Below are 22,187 nucleotides of genomic sequence, written 5' to 3' on the forward strand. Positions count from 1 at the left end.
TCAAGAAGCAGTTCAGGGGCCAGTCCAAGGGCCAATCCAAGGGGAAGTCGATGCTGTCCACCATGTTCGCCCGCCGCCTGGCCGCGCGCAATGTCCATTATGGCTGGGCCGTCGCGGGCACGACTTTCCTCACCATGCTGGTGGTGGCCGGCGCGGTCGGCGCGCCGGGCGTGTTCATCGTGCCGCTGCAGAAGGAATTTGGCTGGAGCGCGGCGGATATTTCCGGGGCGCTGGCGATCCGTTTCCTGCTGTTCGGGGGCATGGGGCCTTTTGCCGCCGCTTTCATGAACCGCTTTGGTGTGCGGCGGATGATGCTGATTTCGCTGTCGATCGTCATTGGCGGCCTGCTGCTGTCGCTTGGCATGACGCAATTGTGGCAACTCGTCCTTCTCTGGGGCGTGGTGATCGGCGTCGGCACCGGCCTCACCGCCATGGTGCTGGGCGCGACGGTCGCCACCCGCTGGTTCAGCGAGCGGCGCGGACTGGTGATGGGGCTGCTGTCGGCCAGCACCGCGACCGGCCAGCTCGCCTTCCTGCCGCTGCTGGCCAGCATGACCGGCAGCTATGGCTGGCGCACGGCGATGCTGCTGGTGTGCGGCGCGATCCTGGTCGCGGCCGTCGCGGTCATGCTGCTGATGCGCGACCGGCCTTCGGACCTGAACCTTGCCCCCTATGGCGAACAGGCGATCCAGCCCGTTCCTGCCCAGCCGGCCAGCCTGGGCGCGCTGCTGGCGACGCCGCTGATCGTGCTGCGCGACGTGGCGAAGGTGCCGACCTTCTGGATCCTCTTCTTCTCCTTCTACATCTGCGGTGCCAGCACCAATGGCCTGGTCCAGACCCATTTCATCTCGCTGTGCGGCGATTATGGACTGGCAGCAGTGGGCGCGGCGTCGATGCTGGCGATGATGGGGCTGTTCGACTTTGCCGGCACGCTGGCATCGGGCTGGCTCAGCGACCGCTATGACAATCGCTGGCTGCTCTTCTTTTATTATGGCCTCCGCGGCCTATCGCTCCTCTACCTGCCGTTCAGCGACTTCTCGATCTACAGCCTGTCGCTGTTCGCCATCTTCTATGGCCTCGACTGGGTGGCGACGGTGCCGCCGACGGTGAAGCTGACGGCGCAGCGCTTCGGCCCCGAAAAGGCGAATATCGTGTTCGGCTGGATCTTTGCCGGGCATCAGCTGGGCGCGGCGAGCGCCGCGCTGGCCGGCGGCCTGTCGCGCACCGCCTGGCAAAGCTATATGCCCGCCTTCATCGCGGCCGGCATATTGTGCCTGATCGGCGCAGCGCTGGTCCTGCTGATCAACCGGGGCCGTACGCCGAGCCTGGCGACCGCCTGAAGGAATCGATGACGACGGCGCGCGGGGACGCTAGTTTGCGGCCCATGAAAAAAGCCAAAGCCGCGCCCAAGCCTGCCTCCGCCCAGAAACGTCGTTCCCGCTGGATCAGCATCCCCCTCAAGGTCGCCATCGGCTTTGTCGGCCTGTCGGTCGGCACCGTGGTCATCTATCGCTTCGTGCCGCCGCCGGTGACCATTACCATGCTGCTCGATCCCAATGGCATCACCAAGGAATGGAAGCGCCTGGACGCGATCGACCCGGACATGCCGCGCGCGGCGATCGCGGCGGAGGATAGTCGCTTCTGCAGCCATCATGGTTTCGACGCGGTCGCAATTGCCCAGGCCATGCGCCACAATGCCAGCGGCGGGCGCATTCGCGGCGGCTCCACGATCAGCCAGCAAACGGCGAAGAATGTCTTCCTGTGGCAGGGTGGCGGTTTCGTCCGCAAGGGCTTCGAGGCCTGGTTCACCGTGCTGATCGAGGCGATCTGGGGCAAGCGGCGGATCATGGAAGTCTATCTGAACGTCGCGGAGACCGGCATCGGCACCTATGGCGTGCAGGCCGGATCGATCCGCTATTTCGGCCATGGCGCGGGCAAGCTGAGCCGGGCCGAGGCAGCGCGGCTGGCGGCGGTGTTGCCGCTGCCCAAGAAGCGCGAGGCGATCGATCCGCATGGCTTCACCCGCCGCTATGGCAACAGCATCTCCGCGCGCATCCCCGTGGTGCAGCGCGACGGGCTGGACGACTGCCTGAACTGAGGCAGCGGCCGGGCGCCCGAAAATAGGAAATCGGGCGCTTAACTTCCCATATTTCCCGCACATTTCGACATTTTATTGCGCTGCCCTGATCCTATCGGAAAGCGCACACTGCCCGGTCCCCGATCATAATCGAGCGGCGGCGAATAGGACATGAAAAAGGGAGGCGCGGATCGCTCCGCGCCTCCCTTCCTTTTTACCTGCCGGCGCCTGACTTAGAAGCCGATCACCAGCGAGCCGCTGATCGCGCGCGGAGCACCGAAGTTGACGTTCGTGCTCGACGCGGTGGTCAGGCCGCCGCTGAACGAACCGATGTAGAACTTGTCGAACAGGTTCGACACGTTCAGCTGGAAGAAGGCCTTGTCCAGACCCATGTCCTTCAGGTTATAACGCAGGTCGAGGTCGACAACGGTGTAACCCGCCACCTTGAAGGTGTTGATGTCGTTCAGCCAACGCGAACCGGTGCGCTTGATCTGGGCGCCCAGATCAACCGGACCCAGCGTACCCTGAATGCGACCGCCCCACAGATAGCCCGGAGCGCTGCGTTCGCGGTTGCCCTTGGTCGCTGCGAAGCTGTTCGCGCCAGTCTGGACGTCGGCACCGATTTCCGATTCGATCCACGAACCGAATGCGTAAACCAGCAGGCCATCCATCGGGCGAACCGACACGTTGGCGTCGATGCCATACTTCTTCACGCCACCCAGATTGGTGTCGATCGAGCAATCGCATTCGAAGCTGTAGGCCGAAGCGATACGGTTCTTGTACTTCGCGTACCAGCCGGTGACAGCCGCCTGAACGATGTTGTTCTGGTAGCGCAGGGCCAGGTCGAAGCTGTCCGACGTTTCGGCAACCGGCTTCGATGCGGCGTTGGTCGCCGGCAGGAAGATCGAGTTGTAGAGCGTGTCGGTGCCCGGAACCGAGATGTTGGCGGCGTAGCTACCCGCGACGCTCACTTCCGGCGTGATCTTGAAGATTGCGCCGACGTTGGGCAGAAGCTTGTCATACTTGTAGACGCGCTGCTGCGGCGCGGCGAAGGTCGGATTGGCCAGAGCATAAGCCGCGACGTCGCCACTGGCGACGCAGTTCACATTGCCGTTGGCGGCCGTGGTGAAGCAGTTCTGGTTCAGTTCGCGCTTGAAGAAGGGCGCGCGAACGCCGAGGTTCACGATCAGACGTTCATCGACGAACATGCCGCGATATTCGCCAGCGACCTGGTTCAGGGTCGCGTAGGACTTGCGATCACGCTTCTGCAGGATGTTGCCGACGGAATCGGTCAGCGGATCATTGACCGGGAAGACGTCCAGCGGCTCGCCGTTATGATCGAGCAGCGCAGCTTCGCCGGTCTGGCGGTGACGGGCGCGATCGAAGCTGTACGACAGACGCAGACGGTTGTTTGCGTCAAATTCATAAGCGAGGTTCGCGATGGCGACCCAACGACGGGTGTTCGTCTGGCTGGGATTGACGATCGCGGTGCGATCCGATTCCGTCGGGTCGACGCGGCCATTGCCATTCGCGTCAACGCCGAGTTCGCCGTCACCATTCAGGTCGTTGCCGAAATAGGCCGAGCCGCCGAAATAGCCGGTATAGGCCTGGCCGTTCTGATAGTAGAAGCTTTCATAAGCTGCCACGCCGCCGCCGCCATTGGCCTTGGTGGTGCTGTAGGCAGCATCGGCCGAGAAGATCAGCTTGTCGGTCAGCGTCAGGCGCGTGCTCATGCGCTGAATGCCGGTGTTCGACGGATTGTAGCGACGCTCCCACTGCGAGCCGCAATAGCCCGAAGGAAGCTGGTCAGCGACACCAGCAACCGGCGTCGGCAGGACGCAGGGTGCGCCCGCACCGCCGACGTCATAGAAACGGGCGCTCTTGTCACCCGAGAAAGCGGCAGCCGAACCGGGCGAACCACCGAAGTTGTTGCGGTTCACGTTATAGTGCGCAGCCAGCGAGATGAAGTCGCCATTGCTGCCGATCTCCTGGTAGATCTTGCCGTTATACTGGGCCTTGTCGACCTTGCCGTAGTTGGCGAACGACGCTTCGTTATAAGCGCGCGAGGCCGAAACCCACGCCTTGGTGCCATGGCCGGTGAAATCGCCGGTCTGGATCATGCCGAACACGCGGTGCATCGGACGATCGCCGGCACCCTTGGCCGCGATGTTGCCGTAGCTGACGCTGGCCAGCGCACCGAAATCGTCGCTGGGGGTCAGCGAGTTGATGTTGACGGTGCCGCCAACCGCAGCAGCGGTCGGGCTGTCGACATCGGTCGCGCCGAGGTTGACGTTGATGCTTTCGACCAGTTCGGGGTCGATCTGCTGGTTGGTGTAGATGGCATAGTTACCCGAGTCATTCATCGGAATACCATCGAGGATCTGGGCGATACGATCCGAGCTGAAGCCACGGATGGTGAAGCTGCCGCCCGACGACCCCCAGGGATCGTTGTTGGTGAAGCTGACGCCCGGCACCAGGTTAATGATTTCGTTGACGGTCTGGCCGGGGCGCTGACGCTCGATGATTTCCTGGGTCAGAACGACCTTCGCCTTGGGCGAGTCAGGGATCTTCACGCCGCCGACACCCTGGTTCACCACTGCACCGGTGACGACGATCGAATCTTCGAAATCCTGCGAACCGGTCGACTGCGCGAAAGCGACAGCCGGGGCAGCGACGGCGAGAATCGCGGCGCTGCACTTGAGAAACTGCTTCATTGACCCTTGTCCCTTTTTCAAGAGTGCGCCCCACGGCGCCATAACCATTTTGCTCTTCGAGCCGGCGCCGCATCTGGCGGCCACTGGCGACGCCCCTGTGATGCTATGATTGCAATTATGTTACAATGCAGGTGCGGGACTGTCACAATTGGAAGAGCATCTGGGCAAGGCACTGAAAAACAGGCCGAAACATCAAACTATCATATTGATTTTATTGCATAATATGTCGAAATTTTACACACGCCAACACTGGTGCAATTATGCAACGGCGCAGGAAATTTTGTGCAGTGCGAAAGACTTGCACGAAAAAGGGGCCGGTGGATGGTCCACCGGCCCCTTTTGTTCCAGCCTGAACGGCGAATGAACTAGGCGGCGTCTTCCGCGCGCTTGTCCTTCTCGCTGAACACGCGAATCGGTTCCTTGGTCCCGGCGACGACATCCTTGTCGACCACCACTTCACCCACACCCTCCATCGAGGGCAGGTCGAACATGGTATCGAGCAGGATCGCTTCCAGGATCGAACGCAGGCCGCGAGCGCCGGTCTTGCGCTCGATTGCCTTCTTCGCGATCGCGGTCAGCGCATCGTCGGTGAAGCTCAGTTCGACATTCTCCATGTCGAACAGCTTGCCATATTGCTTGACCAGCGCGTTCTTGGGCTCGACCAGGATCTTGACCAGTGCGGTCACGTCCAGATCCTCCAGCGTCGCGATCACCGGCAGACGGCCGACGAATTCGGGGATCAGGCCGAACTTCAGCAGATCCTCCGGTTCGCTCTGACGCAGCAGTTCACCGGTCTTGCGCTCTTCGGGGGCCGCAACATGGGCGCCGAAGCCGATCGACTTGGCTTCCAGACGGTCGCCGATAATCTTTTCCAGACCCGCGAACGCGCCGCCGCAGATGAACAGGATGTTGGTCGTGTCGACCTGCAGGAATTCCTGCTGCGGATGCTTGCGGCCACCCTGCGGCGGAACCGAGGCGGTCGTGCCTTCCATCAGCTTGAGCAGCGCCTGCTGCACGCCCTCACCCGACACGTCGCGCGTGATCGACGGGTTTTCGGCCTTGCGGCTGATCTTGTCGATCTCGTCGATATAGACGATGCCGCGCTGCGCCTTCTCGACATTATAGTCGGACGCCTGGAGCAGCTTGAGGATGATGTTCTCCACGTCCTCGCCGACATAGCCGGCTTCGGTCAGCGTGGTGGCATCCGCCATGGTGAAGGGCACGTCGAAGGTCTTGGCCAGCGTCTGTGCCAGCAGCGTCTTGCCGCAGCCGGTCGGGCCGACAAGCAGGATGTTCGACTTGGCCAGTTCCACCTCGCCCGGCTTGGAGCCGTGGTTGAGGCGCTTGTAATGATTGTGGACCGCAACCGACAGGACGCGCTTGGCGCGCTTCTGACCGATCACATAATCGTCGAGCACATCGCAGATTTCCTGCGGGGTCGGCACGCCGCCATCCTTCTTGCCGACGAGACCGCCCTTGGTCTCCTCGCGAATGATGTCGTTGCACAGTTCCACGCATTCATCGCAGATGAAGACGGTCGGCCCCGCGATCAGCTTGCGCACCTCATGCTGCGACTTGCCGCAGAAGGAGCAGTAAAGCGTGCTTTTTGAATCGGAGCCCGTAAGCTTAGTCATTCGCCAATCTTTCCTCCCCGCCGTCGGCACCATGCCGGATCTGGCCGGGGATATTCTGGTCCAAAGGCCATCCTAGACCGGGGCACGGCGGTTTCACAAGAGGTGATGTACCGCGCCCCGGTAAAGATCGCCTTTAGGCTTCTGCGGATTCCGCAGCGGCCGGGCGGCGATCGAACACTTCGTCGACCAGACCGAACGCCTTGGCTTCGTCAGCCTCCAGGAAGGTGTCGCGGTCCATCGCCCGTTCCACCGCTTCCAGCGACTGGCCGGTATATTTCACGTAGAGATCGTTGAGGCGGCGGCGAATCCGAAGGATTTCCTTGGCCTGGATCTCGATATCGGACGCCATGCCCTGGGCGCCGCCCGACGGCTGGTGGACCATGATGCGGGCGTTGCTGAGCGCGATGCGCTTGCCCGGCTCGCCAGCGGCCAGCAGGAAGCTGCCCATCGAAGCGGCCTGGCCGATGCAGACGGTGCCGACCTGGGGGCGGATATATTTCATCGTGTCGTGGATCGCCATGCCCGCCGTGACGACGCCGCCCGGCGAGTTGATGTACATCCAGATGTCCTTCTTCGGATTTTCCGATTCGAGGAACAGAAGCTGGGCGACGATCAGCGAGGCCATATGGTCCTCGACCTGGCCGGTCACGAAGATGATCCGCTCGCGCAGAAGACGCGAGTAAATATCGAAGCTGCGCTCGCCACGGTTCGATTGCTCGATGACGATGGGAACCAGCGCGGCCATGGGATCATGCATGATGTTGGTCATTGTGCTCTTTCAGTCAGGTGCTTTTGCCCGGCCCCCTACATCGGCACAAAACCCGACTGGTTCAAGGGGGAACCATGTGTCACCCCTACCGTTCCACAATCGTTTCAAATCGCGACAGGGGGAACAAGCCGATGGTTTCCGACGTGCATTCCGATATTCCGCCCCATGACGGTCGGGCCGGACCGGGGCTGATCGCCGCCTTCTCCTTCGGTTGGAAGGCGCTGGCGCTGCGTGGCGTGGTCTCGATCATCCTGGGCATCATCGCCCTGGCCTACCCGTTCAGCGCACTGTTCGCGCTGACGCTGATCTTCGCGGTCTATGCCCTGGTCGACGGCATATTCTCGGCCATCAGCGCCTTTCGCCGGATGGGGCATGGCCGCCACTGGGGCGCGATGCTGCTGCGCGGGCTGCTGGGCATTGCCGTTGGCATCATCTTCATCGTCACCCCGATCGCGATGACGATCACCTATGCGCTGCTGACCGTGTTCCTGATCGCAGGCTGGGCGATCATCGCCGGCGGGCTGGAAATCATCGCCGCGATCCGACTGCGCAAGGAGATAGAGGGCGAATGGCTGCTGGCGCTGAGCGGCCTGCTTTCGCTGCTGCTGGGGCTGTTCGTCCTCTATTTGGCCCTTGCCAACCCGCATGTGTCGGTGGCGATGCTGGGCTGGGGCATCGGCTTCTACGCGCTGGTGACGGGCGTCACCCTGCTGATCCTGGCGATGCGACTGCGCCGCCGGGTTCAGTCCTTCAAGGCGTAGTCGCTCGGCGCACGGAAGGCGAGATAGGCGAGCCGCCGCACTTCGCGGCGGCCGCGCACCACCGTGTCGAGGATGAGGCCGCACATGCCGCTCAAGGTCGCCAGGATCATGAGGCCGGTGACCAGGATCGCGGTCGGGAAGCGCGGCACCAGCCCGGTCTGGGCATAGGTGACGATCAGCGGCGCCGCGAGGCCAAGGCCCAGCGCTGCCAGGAAGGCCGCGATGATGCCGAAGAAGAGGATCGGCCGTTCGATGCGATAAAGGGTGATGATCGTGCGCAGGATGCGCCAGCCGTCGCGATAGGTCGAAAGCTTGCTCACCGACCCTTCGGGCCGCGCGCCATAGGCGGTCATCACTTCGGACACCGGCATCGCCAGTTCGAGCGCATGGACGCTGATCTCGGTCTCGATCTCGAAGCCGGCGGACAGCACCGGGAAGCTTTTGACGAAACGGCGCGAGAAGACGCGGTAGCCCGACAGGATATCGGTGAAGCTGCGGCCGAAAAGCTGCTTGAGCAGGCTGGTGAGCGCCCAGTTGCCGAAGCGATGGCCACGCCGATAGGCTGCCTCCACCTGGTCGCGTCGACAGCCCACCACCATGTCGAGATTATCCTGCAGCATGGCGGCGATCATCTGCGGCGCGGCGGCCGCTTCATAGGTCGCGTCGCCATCGGCCATGATGTAGATATCGGCATCGACATCGGCGAACATGCGGCGCACGACATGGCCCTTGCCCTGTTGCGCGACGCGGCGAACGATCGCGCCCGCGCCGGCCGCCAGTTCGCGGCTGCCGTCGCTGCTGTTATTGTCGAAGACATAGATTTCGGCATGGGGCAGCGCGCGGCGGAAATCCTCCACCGTCTGCACGATCGCCCCGGCCTCATTATAGCAGGGCAGGATAACGGCGACGCGGGGGTGGCCCACGCCAAGGTTCGAAAGATTGTCCATATCCATAAATTGCCCCAACCTATGCTGACCAAATATGGCCGCCGCCCGTCAGACCGGCGGCGGCAACATGTATCGCGCAACGACGGTCAGCGCCAATATGGCTGCCGGCACACCCACCGTTGCAACCGCCAATGCCGAATGTCGCCGCATCATGGCCCTTATCGTCGCATCGGACAATGCGAGCGGCAGGGCCAGACAAACCGCCAATGTCGTAAAGAAGAAATAGCGCTGATCGGTCGCCACCCCGACAAGCAGGAAGGTGCCTGTATATATCAAGGCAAGCCATATCAATATCGCGCAGACACGCAGCAGCGCATCGCGCGAGACGTACAGCGCGGCGATGATCCAGGGCAGCAGCACCAGCGCGATCGCGACCATCATCACGGGCGAGGTCAGCGGCGAATAACGGACCTGGTCCAGCAGCCGGTTCTTGAACGACCCGCCGCGGTTACCGGCGGTGTTCAGCTTGCGCACGGCTTCGGTATGATGGACCGGCACCCAGAAATAGAGGGTCGAATTATAATGGATCAGGCGATGGCGCAGATAGGCCAGCGGATGACGCCGGATCGCGCCAGTCCAGCGTGACGACAGCGATGCGCCCCCGCTATCCCGGATCGCCTGCTCGACATTCTTGAGCACATGGCAGTTCCAGTGGGCATAGGCCAGCGTGTCCCACATGATCGGGCTGTAGCAGCGATGGACATCCTGAGTCAGCGCCTGCGCGCCGGGCAGATCGGCCAGGACATCATCCCCGCCCCGCACCATGATGCCGGCGATGTCGAATATCTGCAGCGACCGGATCGCCCCGGCATCCGATGCGCCAAGGATGCGATGATTGACGATATTGCTGGCCGGGACCAGCAACACTCCGCCGACCGCTGACAGCGCCAGCATCAGCACCGGCCGTGCCATCAGCGCCGGCCGGCCGGCAAAGATCAGCATCGGCGCAACCAGGAACACGGCATTGCTGCGGACCAGCGCCGCCATGACGACGATCAGCAGCGCCAGCACCCAGCACAGCGTCCGGGCCGGCCGCGCGGCGACAAGCCCTTCCTGCACCGCGCCGATGATCGCCACGGCCAGCAGCAACATCACCGCCATCATGATGTCCTTGGCGATGTTGACGCTCATCATCAGCAGCATCGGCTGGGCCGCGAGGAAGATCATGCAATAGGCGCAGAGCCACCGGCCGCGTCGCGCCGGCAGGCTGGCCAGCAGCGCAACGCCGCAGCCGTAGAAAATGGTGTCGAAGGCGAAGATCGGCCCGGTGCCCGCGCCGAACAGGGTCAGCGCTTCCCAGATCCGCGCCATCAGCGGCGGATGCCAATCGTTGAACTGGCCAGTGACGATCTGATGATATTGGCTGTTGCTGTCGCTGTTGGGCTCACCGGGAAAGCGCAGGAGGAAGAAGGCGAGAAACAGGAGCAGGCAGACGCCCACCAGGAGCCACCTGTTCATCAGCAATTGCCCAAGACCCCGACCAGAACCGCCCTTGACGACTTGCATAAGCCCTCCGCGATCAGTTCATCGCCTGATCCCTAGTTTCGGGCCTTCATCAGAATATATTGCAGCGCAAAAATAAAGATCAGGAAAAGCGCGTATGATCCCGGCGTTCGCGCCGAGGGCTGATCGCCACCCGAGACACCATGCAAAACGCCCGCCCTTCCCTGTCGGGAAGAACGGGCGTTCCGATTTGCTGGCTGGAAAGGCTTATTCAGCCTTGGCAGCGGCCTTCTTGGCGGGAGCCTTCTTCGCCTTGGGCTTTTCCTCGGCGGCAGCTTCCTCAGCCGGGGCTTCGTCCTTCTTGGCGGCAGCCTTCTTGGCCGGAGCCTTCTTGGCGGGCGCTTCCTCGGCTACGGCTTCGGCCTCGGCGGGCTCGGCCTTCTTCTTGGCAGCGGCCTTCTTCGCCTTGGGCTTGTCGTCATGGTCGTGATCATGGCCGCAGCCCGGACCGTGGACATGGGGCTTCAGATCGCCATCTTCGGCTTCGATCGCGGCTTCCAGTTCCTCACGGCTGACAGCGCGGTCGCTGACTTCCGCCTTTTCGAACAGGAAGTCGACGACCTTGTCCTCATAGAGCGGCGCGCGCAGCTGGGCGGCGGCCATCGGATCCTGGCGGACATACTGCACGAAACGCTCACGATCCTGCGGGCTGTACTGCTGGGCAGCCTGCATGATGAGACGGTTCATTTCATTGTCCGAAACGACGACATTGTTGGCCTGGCCGATTTCCGACAGCAGCAGGCCCAGGCGCACGCGGCGCACAGCGATACCGCGATAATCTTCCTTCTCGGCTTCCATTTCGGCCAGAGCCGCTTCCGGATCGGCTTCATGGCTGGCTTCATGCTGAAGCTGCTGCCAGATCTGGTTGAATTCGGCTTCCACCATGCTCGGCGGAACGTCGAAGTCGTGCGAAGCGGCGAGCTGGTCGAGCAGCTTGCGCTTCATGTAGGTGCGGGTCAGGCCGTTATGCTCCTGCTCGATCTGGCCCTTGAGCAGATCCTTGAGCTGGTCGAGACCTTCCAGGCCCAGCGACTTGGCGAAATCGTCATCGAGCTTGGGCTTGTCGGCGTTCAGCACCGACTGCACGGTCACGTCGAAGGTCGCGGCCTTGCCGGCGAGGTGCGCGGCGCCATAATCTTCGGGGAAGGTGACTTCGATGGTCTTTTCTTCGCCCTTCTTCACGCCGCCGAGCTGCTCTTCGAAGCCGGGGATGAACTGGCCCGAGCCGATCTTCAGCTTCACGCCTTCGGCCGAACCGCCTTCGAACGCTTCACCGTCGACCTTGCCGACGAAGTCGATGACCAGCGTGTCGCCGTCCTTCGCCTTGTGGCTGGCGGCATATTCTTCAAGCGCGCCCTGCTGGGTCGCGATGCGGCCGGCCTGTTCCTCGACCTGCGCGTCGCTGACTTCGGCGGTCAGGCGTTCCAGCTTCAGACCGTCAATGCTCGGGGCTTCGATCACGGGCAGAACTTCCAGTTCCACCTTGACCTGCGCGTCCTTGCCGAACTCGAAGCTTTCGTCCAGCTCGACCGAAGGCTGCATCGCGGGACGCAGCTTCTGGTCGGCGATCAGCTTCTGAACGCTTTCCTGGATGGAATTGTTGAGCGCGTCACGCTGCAGGCTTTCACCATGCATCTTCTTGACGAGGTTCGCCGGCACCTTGCCGGGGCGGAAGCCGGGCATGCGCACCTGCGGCGCAATCGCCAGCACTTCCTTCTCAACGCGGGCGTCGATATCCTTCGACGTGATGGTCACGGTGTAGGCGCGCTTCAGGCCCTCGTTCAACGTCTCGACAGTCTGCATCTCTTCTCTCAAACGCTTTCTTAGCTGAATCTCGTTGGCGCCGGATCAAGCCAAGCCTGACACTGGTGCGGGCGAAGGGACTCGAACCCCCACATCTTGCGATACCAGAACCTAAATCTGGCGCGTCTACCAGTTTCGCCACGCCCGCATCGGTCGCCGGTCGGCGCGGCATAGAGAAAAGCATTGGCGAGAGCAAGGGATATGGATGCATTGGTGGAACCGGCGTCCTTGCCCGCGCGTAGCTTCTTCTTTGCAGGAGAGCATAGCATGGCCACCCAGCCCGATCCAGCGCCCGACACCCTGCCCCCGCCCGACCGGATCGAACCCCAGTCGCCGCCCGAAACGCCGCCGCCCGCGACTCCGGACGAGACTCCGATCAACGAGCCGCCCGAAATCATCCCCGGCGAACCCGATTATGACCAGCCCGACAGCGCGCCGGACGAGGTTCCGCCTGACATAATTTCGTAACCACGCAACAAAAGAAGGCCCCTGAAAACTTTTTTGCAACAGGGTGGAACTTTTTATGGCGGATTACGGAATATGCGTAATCACGTGCTGGACACCCCCCGGAATCCATGATTGAAATGTGACAACAAAAAGAAATTCAGGAGAGGCGCGCTGACATAAAAGGGGGTCGACGTGCATAGGGTTCGCGCCAAGCTAGAGTGGTTCAAGACCGTGATTTTGCCGCAGGAAGCTGCCCTGAGGGGCCGCCTGCGTCGCATTTTGCCCTCCACCCACGAGTTGGAGGACATGGTCGCCGAAGTTCTTGCCCGTGCCTATGCCACGGAGAACTGGGAAAATGTCACCACCGGGCGCGCCTATCTCTTCACCATCGCCCGCAACCTCGTCATCGACACCGCCCGCCGCAACAAGGTGGTGAGCTTCGAGACGATCGCCGATCTGGAATTGCTGGGCGGCGAAAACACCATCGAGGCACAACTCCACGCCCGCGAGGCGCTCCGCCAGGTCGAGGCGATTGTCGATTCGCTGCCCACCCAGTGCCGCCGCGTCTTCATTCTTCGCCGTATCCACGAAAAATCGATGCTGGAAATAGCGGAGGAAATGTCTCTGTCCGTTTCTACTGTTGAAAAACATCTGGCCAAAGCGATCGGCATAGTTATGCGGGCCTGGGCAGAACGTGAGGAAACGGATTTCGAACGTGCAGGCGTCGGGACCAGGTTCAAACAGCGGGGACAGGGACGCGATCGCGTTGGAAGCCGCGCGCCTGCTGGCCAGGCTTAACAGCGACCCTACTCCCCAGGACGAAGACGAGATATGTGCGTGGATCGAGGCCGATCCGCGCCATGGTGTGGCCTTTGCCCGCGCCGAAGCCGCCTGGGACGCGGCCGAGCGGCTGAAGAGCGCCGCCGCCGAAGTCAATCTGCCCCCGCTCGAAGCGATCGTCAGCGAGGAACAGCAGCGCCGCCTGTCGCGCAACATCATGATCGCCGCCGGCATCGCCATCGCCTTCTTCATCGTCGCCGCGATCGTCACCATCCGCACCTTCAGCGGCGTCGACCGCTATGAGACGGCGGTCGGCCAGATCCGCGACGTCGCACTGGCCGACGGCTCCATCCTGCACCTCAACAGCAATAGCGAGGCGGAAGTCCGCTTCACCGACATCGGCCGCAAGGTGCGCGTGCTGAAGGGCGAAGCCTCCTTCGACGTGGCCCATGACAAGGGCCGCCCGTTCGACGTGGAGGTGCGATCAGCCCAGATCCGCGCCGTCGGCACCGCCTTCAACGTCCGCATGCGCCCGTCGGTGGTGGAACTGACGGTCACGCAAGGGACGGTGACGGTCCATTCGGGCAATAGCGGGCTGGAAAAGGTCAGCGCCGGCAGCGGCGCCGTGATCCAGTCGCGCAGCATCGACCTCACCCATCTCAGCCCCAAGCTGATCGACCAGCGCACCGCCTGGCGCGACCAGATGGTCGAGCTGGACGGGGAAACGATCGAGCAGGCGGCCAGCGAGTTCAACCGCTATCGCCGCGCGCCGATCCTGATCGGTGACGCCCGCGTCTCCTCGCTGCGGGTCGGCGGGCGCTTCCGCGTCAGCGACAGCAAGGAATTCCTGTCCGCCCTGCAATTGAGCCTGCCGATCCGCGCGGTGAATGGCGAGGACGGATCGGTGATGCTGCTTTATCGCGACGAACCCGATGGCGCCGACATCATGGCGGCACCCGGCGAATAAGGCCGGTCAGCCGAGCAGGTCGCGGACCAGCGCGGGCACAAGTTTGCTTGCCGGGCCAAGCCGGCTTTCCTCGAAATAGCTGCTGCCCGCAGACGGATCGAGATTGAGCTCCAGCGTGCGGGCACCATAATGGCGCGCCATCTGGACGAAACCGGCGGCCGGATAGACCGCGCCCGACGTGCCGATCGACACGAACAGGTCGGCCTGTGCCAGCGCTTCCTCGATCCGCTCCATATCATAGGGCATTTCGCCGAAGAAGACGATGTCGGGCCGCAGGCTGGGCGCGCCGCAACCGGCGCAGGCACTGCCGGGCGGCAGCGGATCGGCCCAGGCCACCGCCTTGCCGCAGGCGGCACAGAGGGCGGACTTCAATTCCCCATGCATGTGGAGCAGCCGGGTCGCCCCTGCCCGCTCATGCAGGTCATCGACATTCTGGGTGACGATCAGCAGGTCGCCGGGCCAGGCGCGGTCGAGCGCAGCCAATGCCTCATGCGCGGGATTGGGCGCCACCTCCGCCAGCTTCGCCCGCCGCTCGTCATAGAAACGATGCACCAAGGCCGGATTGCGCGCCAGCGCTTCGGGGGTGCAGACAACCTCCACCCGATGCCCCTCCCACAAGCCATCCGGCCCGCGAAAGGTGGCAAGCCCGCTCTCGGCCGAAATACCCGCGCCGGTGAGGATGACGATGTTGCGGATGTCGGTCATGCAATCACCCTTAAAGAAGTTGCTGCATATCGCAGCACATAAGGCTTCTCCTCAGGCTTGCCTTGGGGAAAGCTGGCACCGAAAAAAGCGACATAGCAATCGAACATTCCAATTTCGTCGTCGCGCCAACAATGCACCACGACGCCAAGCTCTGTGGTAACGGCACCTTCGTCGTTGACCAAACTATCGAGGCGCACTCGCGTGCCTGGCGCCAGATAGATGTCCCCACCCATAGTCTCGCCAAGAACATTCATCAGAACCGCCCCAACTCAATCCACGGTGCATATCGCATGTAGGCGCCAATCCTGCGCACTTTGTCCCTTACGCCTTGGTCAGCATCTTCTGGGCGCTGGTCTTGATGAAGTCGGAGATCGGGCCGGACATCATCTTGAGGAACATCGGGATCGATACGGTGCCGCGTACCTTGTCCTCCTCGATCAGCAACTTGACCGGGATGGTCTGGGCCATGGCCGAAATTTCCATGTCCAGCGCATAGTCGGACGGCCAGGTCGCGGTCATGGTGCCACCGCCGGGGATATGCTGTTCCAGCTTGGGCAGGCCCTGCTCCACCCGGCGCTTCGCCTCGTCACGGCCGAGGTCATGGGGAATGTCGATATCCATCCTGTTTATCCTTGTTCTGATGGTCAGTTCTGAAAGGCGATGTCGAGCGGCGGCAGGCCGGCGATGGTCGCCTGCACCGCCTGGCCGGGCGCGATCGGGCCGACGCCGGCAGGCGTGCCGGTGAAGATCAGGTCACCGGGCGCCAGTTCCACATAGGTGGAGAGATTGGCGATGATTTCGGGCACCGACCAGATCATGTCGGCCAGGTCGCCCGACTGGCGCGGGTCGCCGTCGATGCTGAGCGCGATGGCACCGCTGGCCGGTGGGGTGCCGGGATGGATCGGGCCGATCGGCGCGGAGCGATCAAAGCCCTTGGCCATGTCCCAGGGACGCCCCGCCTTCTTCGCGACCGCCTGCATGTCGCGGCGCGTGAGGTCGATGCCGACCGCCCAGCCATAGATCAGCGCCGGCGCATCCTCGACCGCGATATCCGTACCGCCCGCGCCGAGCGCGACCACCAGTTCGACCTCATGATGCAGATCCTGCGTGCGCGAGGGGAAAGGCAGCGACGCGCCATTCTCGACCACGGCATCGGCCGGCTTGGTGAAGAAGAAGGGCGGCGCGCGATCGGGATCGCCGCCCATTTCGCGCGCATGTTCGGCATAATTCTGCCCGACGCAGAAGATGCGACGGACGGGAAAGCGATCGGCGCTGCCGTCGATCGGCAGGGTCGGAACGGAGAGTCGGGGAAGATCGAGCATGGCCCTCTCTTAGAGCCAGTTCGAAAAATCGCGAAAGAGCGATTTTTCGGTACGGTACCGGCTTTCTCAAACGAACGCCTAGCCATGGTCGGTCCCCTTTCCCAAGAAATTCATGGTGCCGGATGACAAAGGGCCGCCGCTCTGGCATCGCGCGCTCACTTATCTTCAAGGAACGGATCAGGGCATGACCAGCATCGGGATTTTCGGCGCCGCCGGGCGCATGGGCCGCGCCATCGCGCAGGCCGCGGCGGAAGCCGGGCTGACCGTAGCGGGCGGCACCGATCGCGACGGCAGCGGCGAACTGGCGCCGGGCGTCGCCATCACCAGCGATCCGCTGGCATTGGCCCAGGCGGCCGATGTGCTGATCGACTTTTCCGTGCCAGCCGCGCTTTCCGCCAATCTCGACGCCTGCATCGCCGCAAACAAGCCCATCCTGATCGGCACGACGGGGCTGGAGGGCGAGCATCATGCGCTGATCGATCAGGCGGCCGCCCGCATCCCGGTGCTGCAGACCGGCAATACCTCGCTCGGCGTCAACCTGCTCGCCGCGCTGGTGGAGAAGGCCGCCGCCAGCCTGGGCGACGATTGGGATATCGAGATCGTCGAAATGCATCACCGCCACAAGGTGGACGCGCCGTCGGGCACCGCGCTGCTGCTGGGCGAAGCGGCGGCGAAGGGGCGCGGCATCGCGCTGGCCGATCATAGCGAGCGCGGCCGCGACGGCATCACCGGCGCGCGCGCCAAGGGCGCGATCGGCTTTGCCGCGCTGCGCGGTGGATCGGTCGCGGGCGATCATCAGGTCATCCTGGCGACCGAAGGCGAGCGGATCGAGCTTGGCCATCGCGCCGAGAACCGCAGCATCTTCGCGCGCGGCGCGATCAAGGGTGCCCGCTGGCTCGCCGGCCAGCCGGTCGGCCGCTATGACATGAAGGGCGTATTGGGGCTCTGATGCCATGAACAAGGGCCAGATCTTCGACTTTTTCAGCCGCCTGGCAGAGGCCAATCCCGCCCCGGTGACGGAGCTGGAATATGGCAATGCCTATCAGCTGCTGGTCGCGGTCACCCTGTCGGCGCAGGCCACCGATGTCGGCGTCAACAAGGCGACCCGCGCCCTGTTCCGCGAGGTCGAAACGCCGCAGCAGATGGTCGACCTGGGCGAGGATGCGCTCAAGCAGCACATCAAGACGATCGGCCTGTTCAACACCAAGGCGAAGAATGTCATCGCCCTGTCCGAGATATTGGTACGCGATTTCGGCGGTGAGGTGCCGCAGGATCGCGACGCGCTGACCACCCTGCCCGGCGTCGGCCGCAAGACCGCCAATGTCGTGCTCAATACCGCCTTCGGGCAGGAAACCTTCGCGGTCGACACCCATATCTTCCGCGTCGGCAACCGCACCGGCCTGGCGCCGGGCAAGACCGTGCTGGCGGTCGAGGACAAGCTGGAAAGGCGCGTGCCCCAGCCCTTCCGCCGCGATGCGCATCACTGGCTGATCCTGCACGGCCGCTATGTCTGCAAGGCGCGCAAGCCCGAATGCTGGCGCTGCATCGTGTCGGACCTGTGCCGCTTCAAGCCGAAGACGCCGGCACCCGGCAGCATCGCGAAAGCCGCCTGATCGCGCCCGACGGCGGTGCTAGGATCGGTACGGAAATCAGCTCCGCGAATCGTCTTGTCAGCACGAAGGAGAGAGACAATGTCCATCCGCCCCATTCTCACCGCCGGCCTGCTGCTGGCCTGTGGCCTGACGCCTGCTTTCGCCAAGACCAAGGACAAGCCGGATCCCTATGTGCCCAGCGGCAATCCGGTCGATTGCATCTCGATAAGCCAGATCCGATCGAGCAGCGTCCGCGACGATCGCACCATCGATTTCGAGGTGAGCGGCAAGAAAATCTACCGCAACAGCCTCCCCAACAGCTGCCCCAGCCTGGGCTTCGAGCGACGCTTTTCCTATCGCACCAGCATCTCGCAGCTCTGTTCGGTCGACATCATCACCGTGCTGTTCAACGCCGGGCCGGGCCTGCAACCGGGCGCCAGCTGTGGCCTGGGCAAATTCCAGCCGATGGTGAAGGCCCCGAAATAAGTTTCGGGAACAGGTGATTTTGTGGCTGGCGCGGTTCGAAGCCCTTTGCTAAGCGCCCCTTCTGACCAGCGTCATGCACCCATAGCTCAGCTGGATAGAGCGTTGCCCTCCGAAGGCAAAGGCCAGTGGTTCGAATCCACTTGGGTGCACCACAACGCCGCATAGATCGGCCGGCTGACGCGCAGTTCCATATGTTAGCATTACAGAATGCTGGCGCCGATTGGTCCATTTCCGATCCAGTTCGACTGGCGCATATCCCGCCCCCCTGTACGTTCGCCATCCGAAACATTTGCTGTTTTGGAGGCACGCATGGCGAATTTGTTGCATGTCGAACCCAGCGACGATGTCCTGGCATGGGCGATTTTCATCGACCACCGCCCGATCACCAACTTCAATCGCGACTTCGAAACGCTGGTATCGCTGGCAAAGGGCGAACATCGACTGGTGATCGATGCCGATGGCAGCGGGGCGACGGTGACTGTCACCATTGATGGGGCCACGTTGCTACCTGAAGGCTCGACCTGGCCCCTGACTTTGGACGTGCCCGGCAACCGGACTGGCCAGCATCTCGTCGCCAAGTTCTCCGTATGAAACCAGGCGCCCACCTCCTGCTAGGCCTTTCTCTGGCGACCTTTCCCGCCATCGCGGCCGCGCAAACCGATTTGCCCTCCTGCCCCGGCGCGTCGGGAATGACACAGGATGAAAAGGCAACGGCGCAAAGGCTGGCGCCGTCCTTGCAACAGATGGCAGCGCCCACCGCCCGAACCGCGTCGCTGCTCCAGGGTCTGGGCGGCGAGATGGAAGTCAATAATGGCGAGGCCCGAACCAGCCTCAGCTATGGCGGGAAGCTTCCGCCCCGCATTTGCCCATCGGATGCCGATGGCGCCGTCCGCTTCCGTCAGACCAGCTATGGCCTGACATTGTCGGTCCCGCTGGCCAACGACACCGACCTCATCGACCCGCAATTGCTCGATGGGCTGTCGGACGGCCCGTCCCTGTCTTTCAGCCTGTCCCGCTACAGCGCGACCAAGCGCGATGCGCCAACGGGCTTCCAAAGCCACGCCTGGCAATTCGGCAGCGAAGTCTCGATCGGCATGAACCAATTTCATTATCGCGACCCGGTCAGCCTGGCGAAGCATAGCGATTGGAAGCCACAACTGGGCATTGGCGGCTTCCTCGCCTTCTACCCCAAAGATCGCAGGAGCATGGTAAGTTTCGGCATCGACTATCAGTCCAGCTATGAGGCGGCGGAAGAGCAGATATTGTGCAAGCCAATGGTGACCGATCCGGACAAGGATTGCGCCAAGGCGGCTCCGAAAGGCCCCGATCGCGAGGATTCGCTGAACCTCTCCATCGAATATCGGCGCGCGCCGGAACTCAAGATCGCCGGAGCGAATATCGGCTATTCGCCCAAATTCACCTATGACAGCCTAAACGATGATTTCGGCGTCGAACTGCCCTTCTATTTCCTGCCATCAGAAAAATCGCCTCTGCTGCCCGGCTTCAAGATCGGCTATGCATCCGATAAGGATGATGTGATCCTCGGCGTCTTCCTCAAGGCCAGCTTTGGCATGATGCATTAGCTTTGAACGGCACAGGGCAATGCGCCCACAATGGTAAGACCGTTTTGAACTATCTCGCTTCGGCATCGGCAAAAGCTGTCGACGCAAGGGAAAAAAGATCAGTCCGTCCCTGCTCCAGGTCGAGCAGATATTTCTTGGTTTCCACCCCGCCAGCAAAGCCGGTGAGCGCGCCATTACTGCCGACCACCCGGTGACAGGGCGCGATGATCGAGATCGGGTTGCGGCCATTGGCGGCGCCGACGGCACGGGTCGCGGTCGGGCGGCCGATGGCGCGGGCGATGTCGGCATAACTGCGCGTCTCGCCGAACGGGATGTCGAGCAGCGCGGCCCAGACCTGGCGCTGGAAATCCGTGCCCTGAAAATGCAGCGGGACACAGAAACGCTGCCGCTGGCCGGCGAAATATTCCGATAGCTGGGAGGCCGCTTCGCGCAGCACCGGATGGTCGGTCGCTTCGGACCGGGCACCCAGGCGGACGCGGGCGGGATCATCGTCGGGCCACAGGACCGCCATCAGTCCTTCGTCACTCGCGACCAGCGTCAGGTCGCCCACCGGCGAGGGCATCGTCATACAGGCCAGGGTCATCGTCATCCTCCATGCGTCACCGCTGGAGATAGGCGATGATCCCCGCCCCCGCTTCCTGCCGCTTGCGGTCAAAGTCCGCAAGCGGCAGGCCGCATCATTTCAGGCCGCCACCCATGGCGCGATACAGCTCGATCATGTTGGTGAGCCGCGCCAGCCGCGTCGTCACCAGGCTCTGCTCCGCGCTCGACAGGGTCCGCTGCGACACCAGGGTCGGCAGGAAGCCGTCGACACCCGCGCGGAAGCGGGCCTGCGTCAGGTCATAGGCCTTGCGCGCAGCATCGCGCTGCGAGGTCTGCGCCTCGACCTGATCGGTCATCGTGCCGCGCCGGGCGAGCGCATCGGCGACTTCGCGGAAGCCCGTCTGCACGCTCTTTTCATAGGTGGCCAGCATCGCGTCATAGGTCGCCTTCGCATAGCGAAGATTACCCTTGTTCCGGCCGAAGTCGAAGATCGGCAGGGTCGCACTGGGCGCCACCGACCAGGTGTCGCTACCCGACTTGAACAGGCCGGACAGGCCAAGGCTGACCGTGCCCAGCGCCGCCGTCAGCGACAGCTGCGGGAAGAAGGCCGCCCGCGCCGCACCGATATTGGCGTTGGCCGCGATCAGCTGATGCTCGGCCGACGCGATGTCGGGCCGGCGCAGCAACAGGGTCGAGGGCAATTCCGCCGGCAGATTGTCGAGCGTGACATGGCCTTCCGGCAGAGCCGAGGGCAGATCCTCGCTGCCGAGCGTCGTGCCCGCCAGCAGGTTCAGCGCATTCTGGTCCTGCGCGACCAGCGTGGTGGCGCTGGCGATGGCGGCGCGCGCCTGGTCATAGCTGGTCTGTGCCTCACGCACTTCCAGTTCGGACGCGATGCCCTTGTCGAAGCGGGCCTTGTTGAGGTCCAGCGTCTCCTTGAACGCGGTCGCCAGCGTCCGCGCGATCGACAGCAATTCCTGATCGGCGGCCATGTTCACCCAGGCCGTCGCCACTTCCGCCACCAGTGCGGTCTGGGCCGCGTTGCGGTTTTCGACCGAGGCGAAATATTGCTCCTGCGCCGCCTTGGTCAGGTTGCGCACCCGACCGAACAGGTCGATTTCCCAGGCAGAGATGCCGACCTGCGCCTGATAGACGTCGGTATTGAGGCGCTGGCTCTGGCCGAACTGGACCAGCGGCTGTTCCGAATAGGTCGCCGTGCCGGTGGCCCCGACGGTCGGCAAAAGATCGGCCCGCTGCACCTTATATTGCGCCCGCGCCTGTTCGACATTGGCGACCGCAATGCGCAGATCGCGATTGTTGGCGAGGCTCGTCTCGATCACCCGCACCAGACGCGGGTCGGTGAAGAAATCGCGCCAGGCGGTATCGGCCGGCACGATCGCCGCGCCGCCGTCCGCCGCGGCCGCATAGGCCGGCCCCTGGGGGCTGGCCTGCGGCACCGGCATTTCGGGGCGGGCATATTTGGGCGCCATGTCACAGGCGGCCAGCGTCAGCGCCAGAGAGGCGACCGACATTGCTTTGATATTACGCAACATT

23 protein-coding genes and 2 tRNA genes are annotated in these 22,187 nt (G+C 63.1%); 12 read left to right on the forward strand and 13 right to left on the reverse strand.

The genetic code is table 11. The features are described from left to right. Nucleotides 1-50 precede the first annotated feature (50 nt). Nucleotides 51-1,340, forward strand: a complete 1,290-nt coding sequence (locus tag U0025_RS11660; protein WP_004207560.1) for an MFS transporter — start codon at nt 51-53, stop codon at nt 1,338-1,340. A 44-nt stretch (nt 1,341-1,384) separates the two neighbouring features. After that, on the forward strand, nt 1,385-2,098 hold the full coding sequence (gene mtgA / locus U0025_RS11665; protein ID WP_037490228.1) for a monofunctional biosynthetic peptidoglycan transglycosylase: 714 nt from the start codon (nt 1,385-1,387) through the stop codon (nt 2,096-2,098). A gap of 212 nt (nt 2,099-2,310) precedes the next feature. Here the strand turns inward: mtgA and U0025_RS11670 are convergent, their stop codons facing one another. The 3 genes from U0025_RS11670 to clpP all read right to left on the reverse strand — a co-directional run bounded on the left by U0025_RS11670 (nt 2,311) and on the right by clpP (nt 7,194). Next, nucleotides 2,311-4,791: a TonB-dependent receptor gene (locus U0025_RS11670; RefSeq protein WP_004207562.1), complete on the reverse strand. Its 2,481-nt coding sequence runs from the start codon at nt 4,789-4,791 to the stop codon at nt 2,311-2,313. Between the two features lie 365 nt (nt 4,792-5,156). Then, nucleotides 5,157-6,425 (reverse strand): ATP-dependent Clp protease ATP-binding subunit ClpX, encoded by a 1,269-nt coding sequence (gene clpX, locus U0025_RS11675; protein WP_004207563.1) that lies wholly within the window; start codon nt 6,423-6,425, stop codon nt 5,157-5,159. A gap of 133 nt (nt 6,426-6,558) precedes the next feature. Continuing rightward, nucleotides 6,559-7,194: an ATP-dependent Clp endopeptidase proteolytic subunit ClpP gene (gene clpP / locus U0025_RS11680; RefSeq protein ID WP_004207564.1), complete on the reverse strand. Its 636-nt coding sequence runs from the start codon at nt 7,192-7,194 to the stop codon at nt 6,559-6,561. A 131-nt stretch (nt 7,195-7,325) separates the two neighbouring features. Between clpP and U0025_RS11685 the strand changes: the two genes are divergently transcribed. Further along, nucleotides 7,326-7,955 (forward strand): HdeD family acid-resistance protein, encoded by a 630-nt coding sequence (locus U0025_RS11685; protein ID WP_010336052.1) that lies wholly within the window; start codon nt 7,326-7,328, stop codon nt 7,953-7,955. On the opposite strand, the gene U0025_RS11690 is transcribed toward U0025_RS11685, so the two are convergent. The 4 genes from U0025_RS11690 to U0025_RS11705 all read right to left on the reverse strand — a co-directional run bounded on the left by U0025_RS11690 (nt 7,937) and on the right by U0025_RS11705 (nt 12,356). Further along, nucleotides 7,937-8,908, reverse strand: a complete 972-nt coding sequence (locus tag U0025_RS11690) for a glycosyltransferase family 2 protein (RefSeq protein ID WP_004207566.1) — start codon at nt 8,906-8,908, stop codon at nt 7,937-7,939. The genes U0025_RS11685 and U0025_RS11690 overlap by 19 nt on opposite strands. 42 nt (nt 8,909-8,950) lie before the next feature. Then, nucleotides 8,951-10,360, reverse strand: a complete 1,410-nt coding sequence (locus U0025_RS11695; protein ID WP_037490232.1) for a hypothetical protein — start codon at nt 10,358-10,360, stop codon at nt 8,951-8,953. A gap of 252 nt (nt 10,361-10,612) precedes the next feature. Next, nucleotides 10,613-12,208, reverse strand: a complete 1,596-nt coding sequence (gene tig / locus U0025_RS11700) for a trigger factor (protein WP_004207568.1) — start codon at nt 12,206-12,208, stop codon at nt 10,613-10,615. Between the two features lie 63 nt (nt 12,209-12,271). Beyond that, nucleotides 12,272-12,356: transfer RNA gene (locus U0025_RS11705), tRNA-Leu, on the reverse strand. Nucleotides 12,357-12,475: 119 nt separating this feature from the next. On the opposite strand from U0025_RS11705, the gene U0025_RS11710 reads away from it, so the two are divergent. The 3 genes from U0025_RS11710 (at nt 12,476) to U0025_RS11720 (ending at nt 14,402) form a co-directional block, all read left to right on the forward strand. Beyond that, nucleotides 12,476-12,676, forward strand: a complete 201-nt coding sequence (locus tag U0025_RS11710; RefSeq protein ID WP_004207569.1) for a hypothetical protein — start codon at nt 12,476-12,478, stop codon at nt 12,674-12,676. Nucleotides 12,677-12,847: 171 nt separating this feature from the next. After that, nucleotides 12,848-13,453 carry an RNA polymerase sigma factor gene (locus U0025_RS11715; protein ID WP_004207570.1) on the forward strand — a complete coding sequence of 202 codons (606 nt, stop codon included), beginning with the start codon at nt 12,848-12,850 and terminating at the stop codon, nt 13,451-13,453. Next, complete coding sequence (locus U0025_RS11720; protein WP_004207571.1) at nt 13,422-14,402, forward strand: FecR family protein; 981 nt, start codon at nt 13,422-13,424, stop codon at nt 14,400-14,402. The genes U0025_RS11715 and U0025_RS11720 overlap by 32 nt, the downstream gene beginning before the upstream one ends. 6 nt (nt 14,403-14,408) lie before the next feature. On the opposite strand, the gene U0025_RS11725 is transcribed toward U0025_RS11720, so the two are convergent. From U0025_RS11725 to U0025_RS11740, 4 genes are all read right to left on the reverse strand, one after another. Continuing rightward, entirely contained in the window at nt 14,409-15,107 is a 699-nt protein-coding gene (locus U0025_RS11725) for an NAD-dependent deacylase (RefSeq protein WP_004207572.1), read from the reverse strand. Next, a complete protein-coding gene (locus U0025_RS11730) occupies nt 15,104-15,361 on the reverse strand; it encodes a hypothetical protein (RefSeq protein WP_004207573.1) in 258 nt (85 codons plus the stop codon). Before U0025_RS11730 ends, U0025_RS11725 begins: the two co-directional genes overlap by 4 nt. A 67-nt stretch (nt 15,362-15,428) precedes the next feature. After that, nucleotides 15,429-15,728, reverse strand: coding sequence for a polyhydroxyalkanoic acid system family protein (locus tag U0025_RS11735; protein ID WP_004207574.1), 300 nt, complete (start codon nt 15,726-15,728; stop codon nt 15,429-15,431). Nucleotides 15,729-15,751: 23 nt separating this feature from the next. Beyond that, nucleotides 15,752-16,429 carry a fumarylacetoacetate hydrolase family protein gene (locus U0025_RS11740; RefSeq protein WP_004207575.1) on the reverse strand — a complete coding sequence of 226 codons (678 nt, stop codon included), beginning with the start codon at nt 16,427-16,429 and terminating at the stop codon, nt 15,752-15,754. 184 nt (nt 16,430-16,613) lie between these two features. Here U0025_RS11740 and dapB point away from each other — a divergent pair, with 184 nt between their 5' ends. The 6 genes from dapB (at nt 16,614) to U0025_RS11770 (ending at nt 20,090) form a co-directional block, all read left to right on the forward strand. Continuing rightward, on the forward strand, nt 16,614-17,378 hold the full coding sequence (gene dapB, locus U0025_RS11745; RefSeq protein ID WP_004207576.1) for a 4-hydroxy-tetrahydrodipicolinate reductase: 765 nt from the start codon (nt 16,614-16,616) through the stop codon (nt 17,376-17,378). 4 nt (nt 17,379-17,382) lie between these two features. Further along, complete coding sequence (gene nth / locus U0025_RS11750) at nt 17,383-18,042, forward strand: endonuclease III (RefSeq protein ID WP_004207577.1); 660 nt, start codon at nt 17,383-17,385, stop codon at nt 18,040-18,042. Between the two features lie 78 nt (nt 18,043-18,120). After that, nucleotides 18,121-18,507, forward strand: coding sequence for a hypothetical protein (locus tag U0025_RS11755; RefSeq protein WP_004207578.1), 387 nt, complete (start codon nt 18,121-18,123; stop codon nt 18,505-18,507). Between the two features lie 75 nt (nt 18,508-18,582). Next, nucleotides 18,583-18,659 (forward strand) — tRNA-Arg (locus U0025_RS11760). 55 nt (nt 18,660-18,714) lie between these two features. Continuing rightward, complete coding sequence (locus tag U0025_RS11765; RefSeq protein WP_157225178.1) at nt 18,715-19,098, forward strand: hypothetical protein; 384 nt, start codon at nt 18,715-18,717, stop codon at nt 19,096-19,098. A gap of 98 nt (nt 19,099-19,196) precedes the next feature. After that, nucleotides 19,197-20,090 carry a hypothetical protein gene (locus U0025_RS11770; RefSeq protein ID WP_037490235.1) on the forward strand — a complete coding sequence of 298 codons (894 nt, stop codon included), beginning with the start codon at nt 19,197-19,199 and terminating at the stop codon, nt 20,088-20,090. Between the two features lie 49 nt (nt 20,091-20,139). Here U0025_RS11770 and U0025_RS11775 read toward each other — a convergent pair whose 3' ends face one another. Next, nucleotides 20,140-20,673 carry a methylated-DNA--[protein]-cysteine S-methyltransferase gene (locus tag U0025_RS11775; RefSeq protein ID WP_004207581.1) on the reverse strand — a complete coding sequence of 178 codons (534 nt, stop codon included), beginning with the start codon at nt 20,671-20,673 and terminating at the stop codon, nt 20,140-20,142. Between the two features lie 94 nt (nt 20,674-20,767). Continuing rightward, nucleotides 20,768-22,186 (reverse strand): efflux transporter outer membrane subunit, encoded by a 1,419-nt coding sequence (locus tag U0025_RS11780; RefSeq protein WP_004207582.1) that lies wholly within the window; start codon nt 22,184-22,186, stop codon nt 20,768-20,770. Nucleotide 22,187: the final 1 nt, after the last annotated feature.

The sequence above is a fragment of the Sphingobium yanoikuyae genome, from assembly GCF_034424525.1.
GTDB lineage: Bacteria > Pseudomonadota > Alphaproteobacteria > Sphingomonadales > Sphingomonadaceae > Sphingobium > Sphingobium yanoikuyae.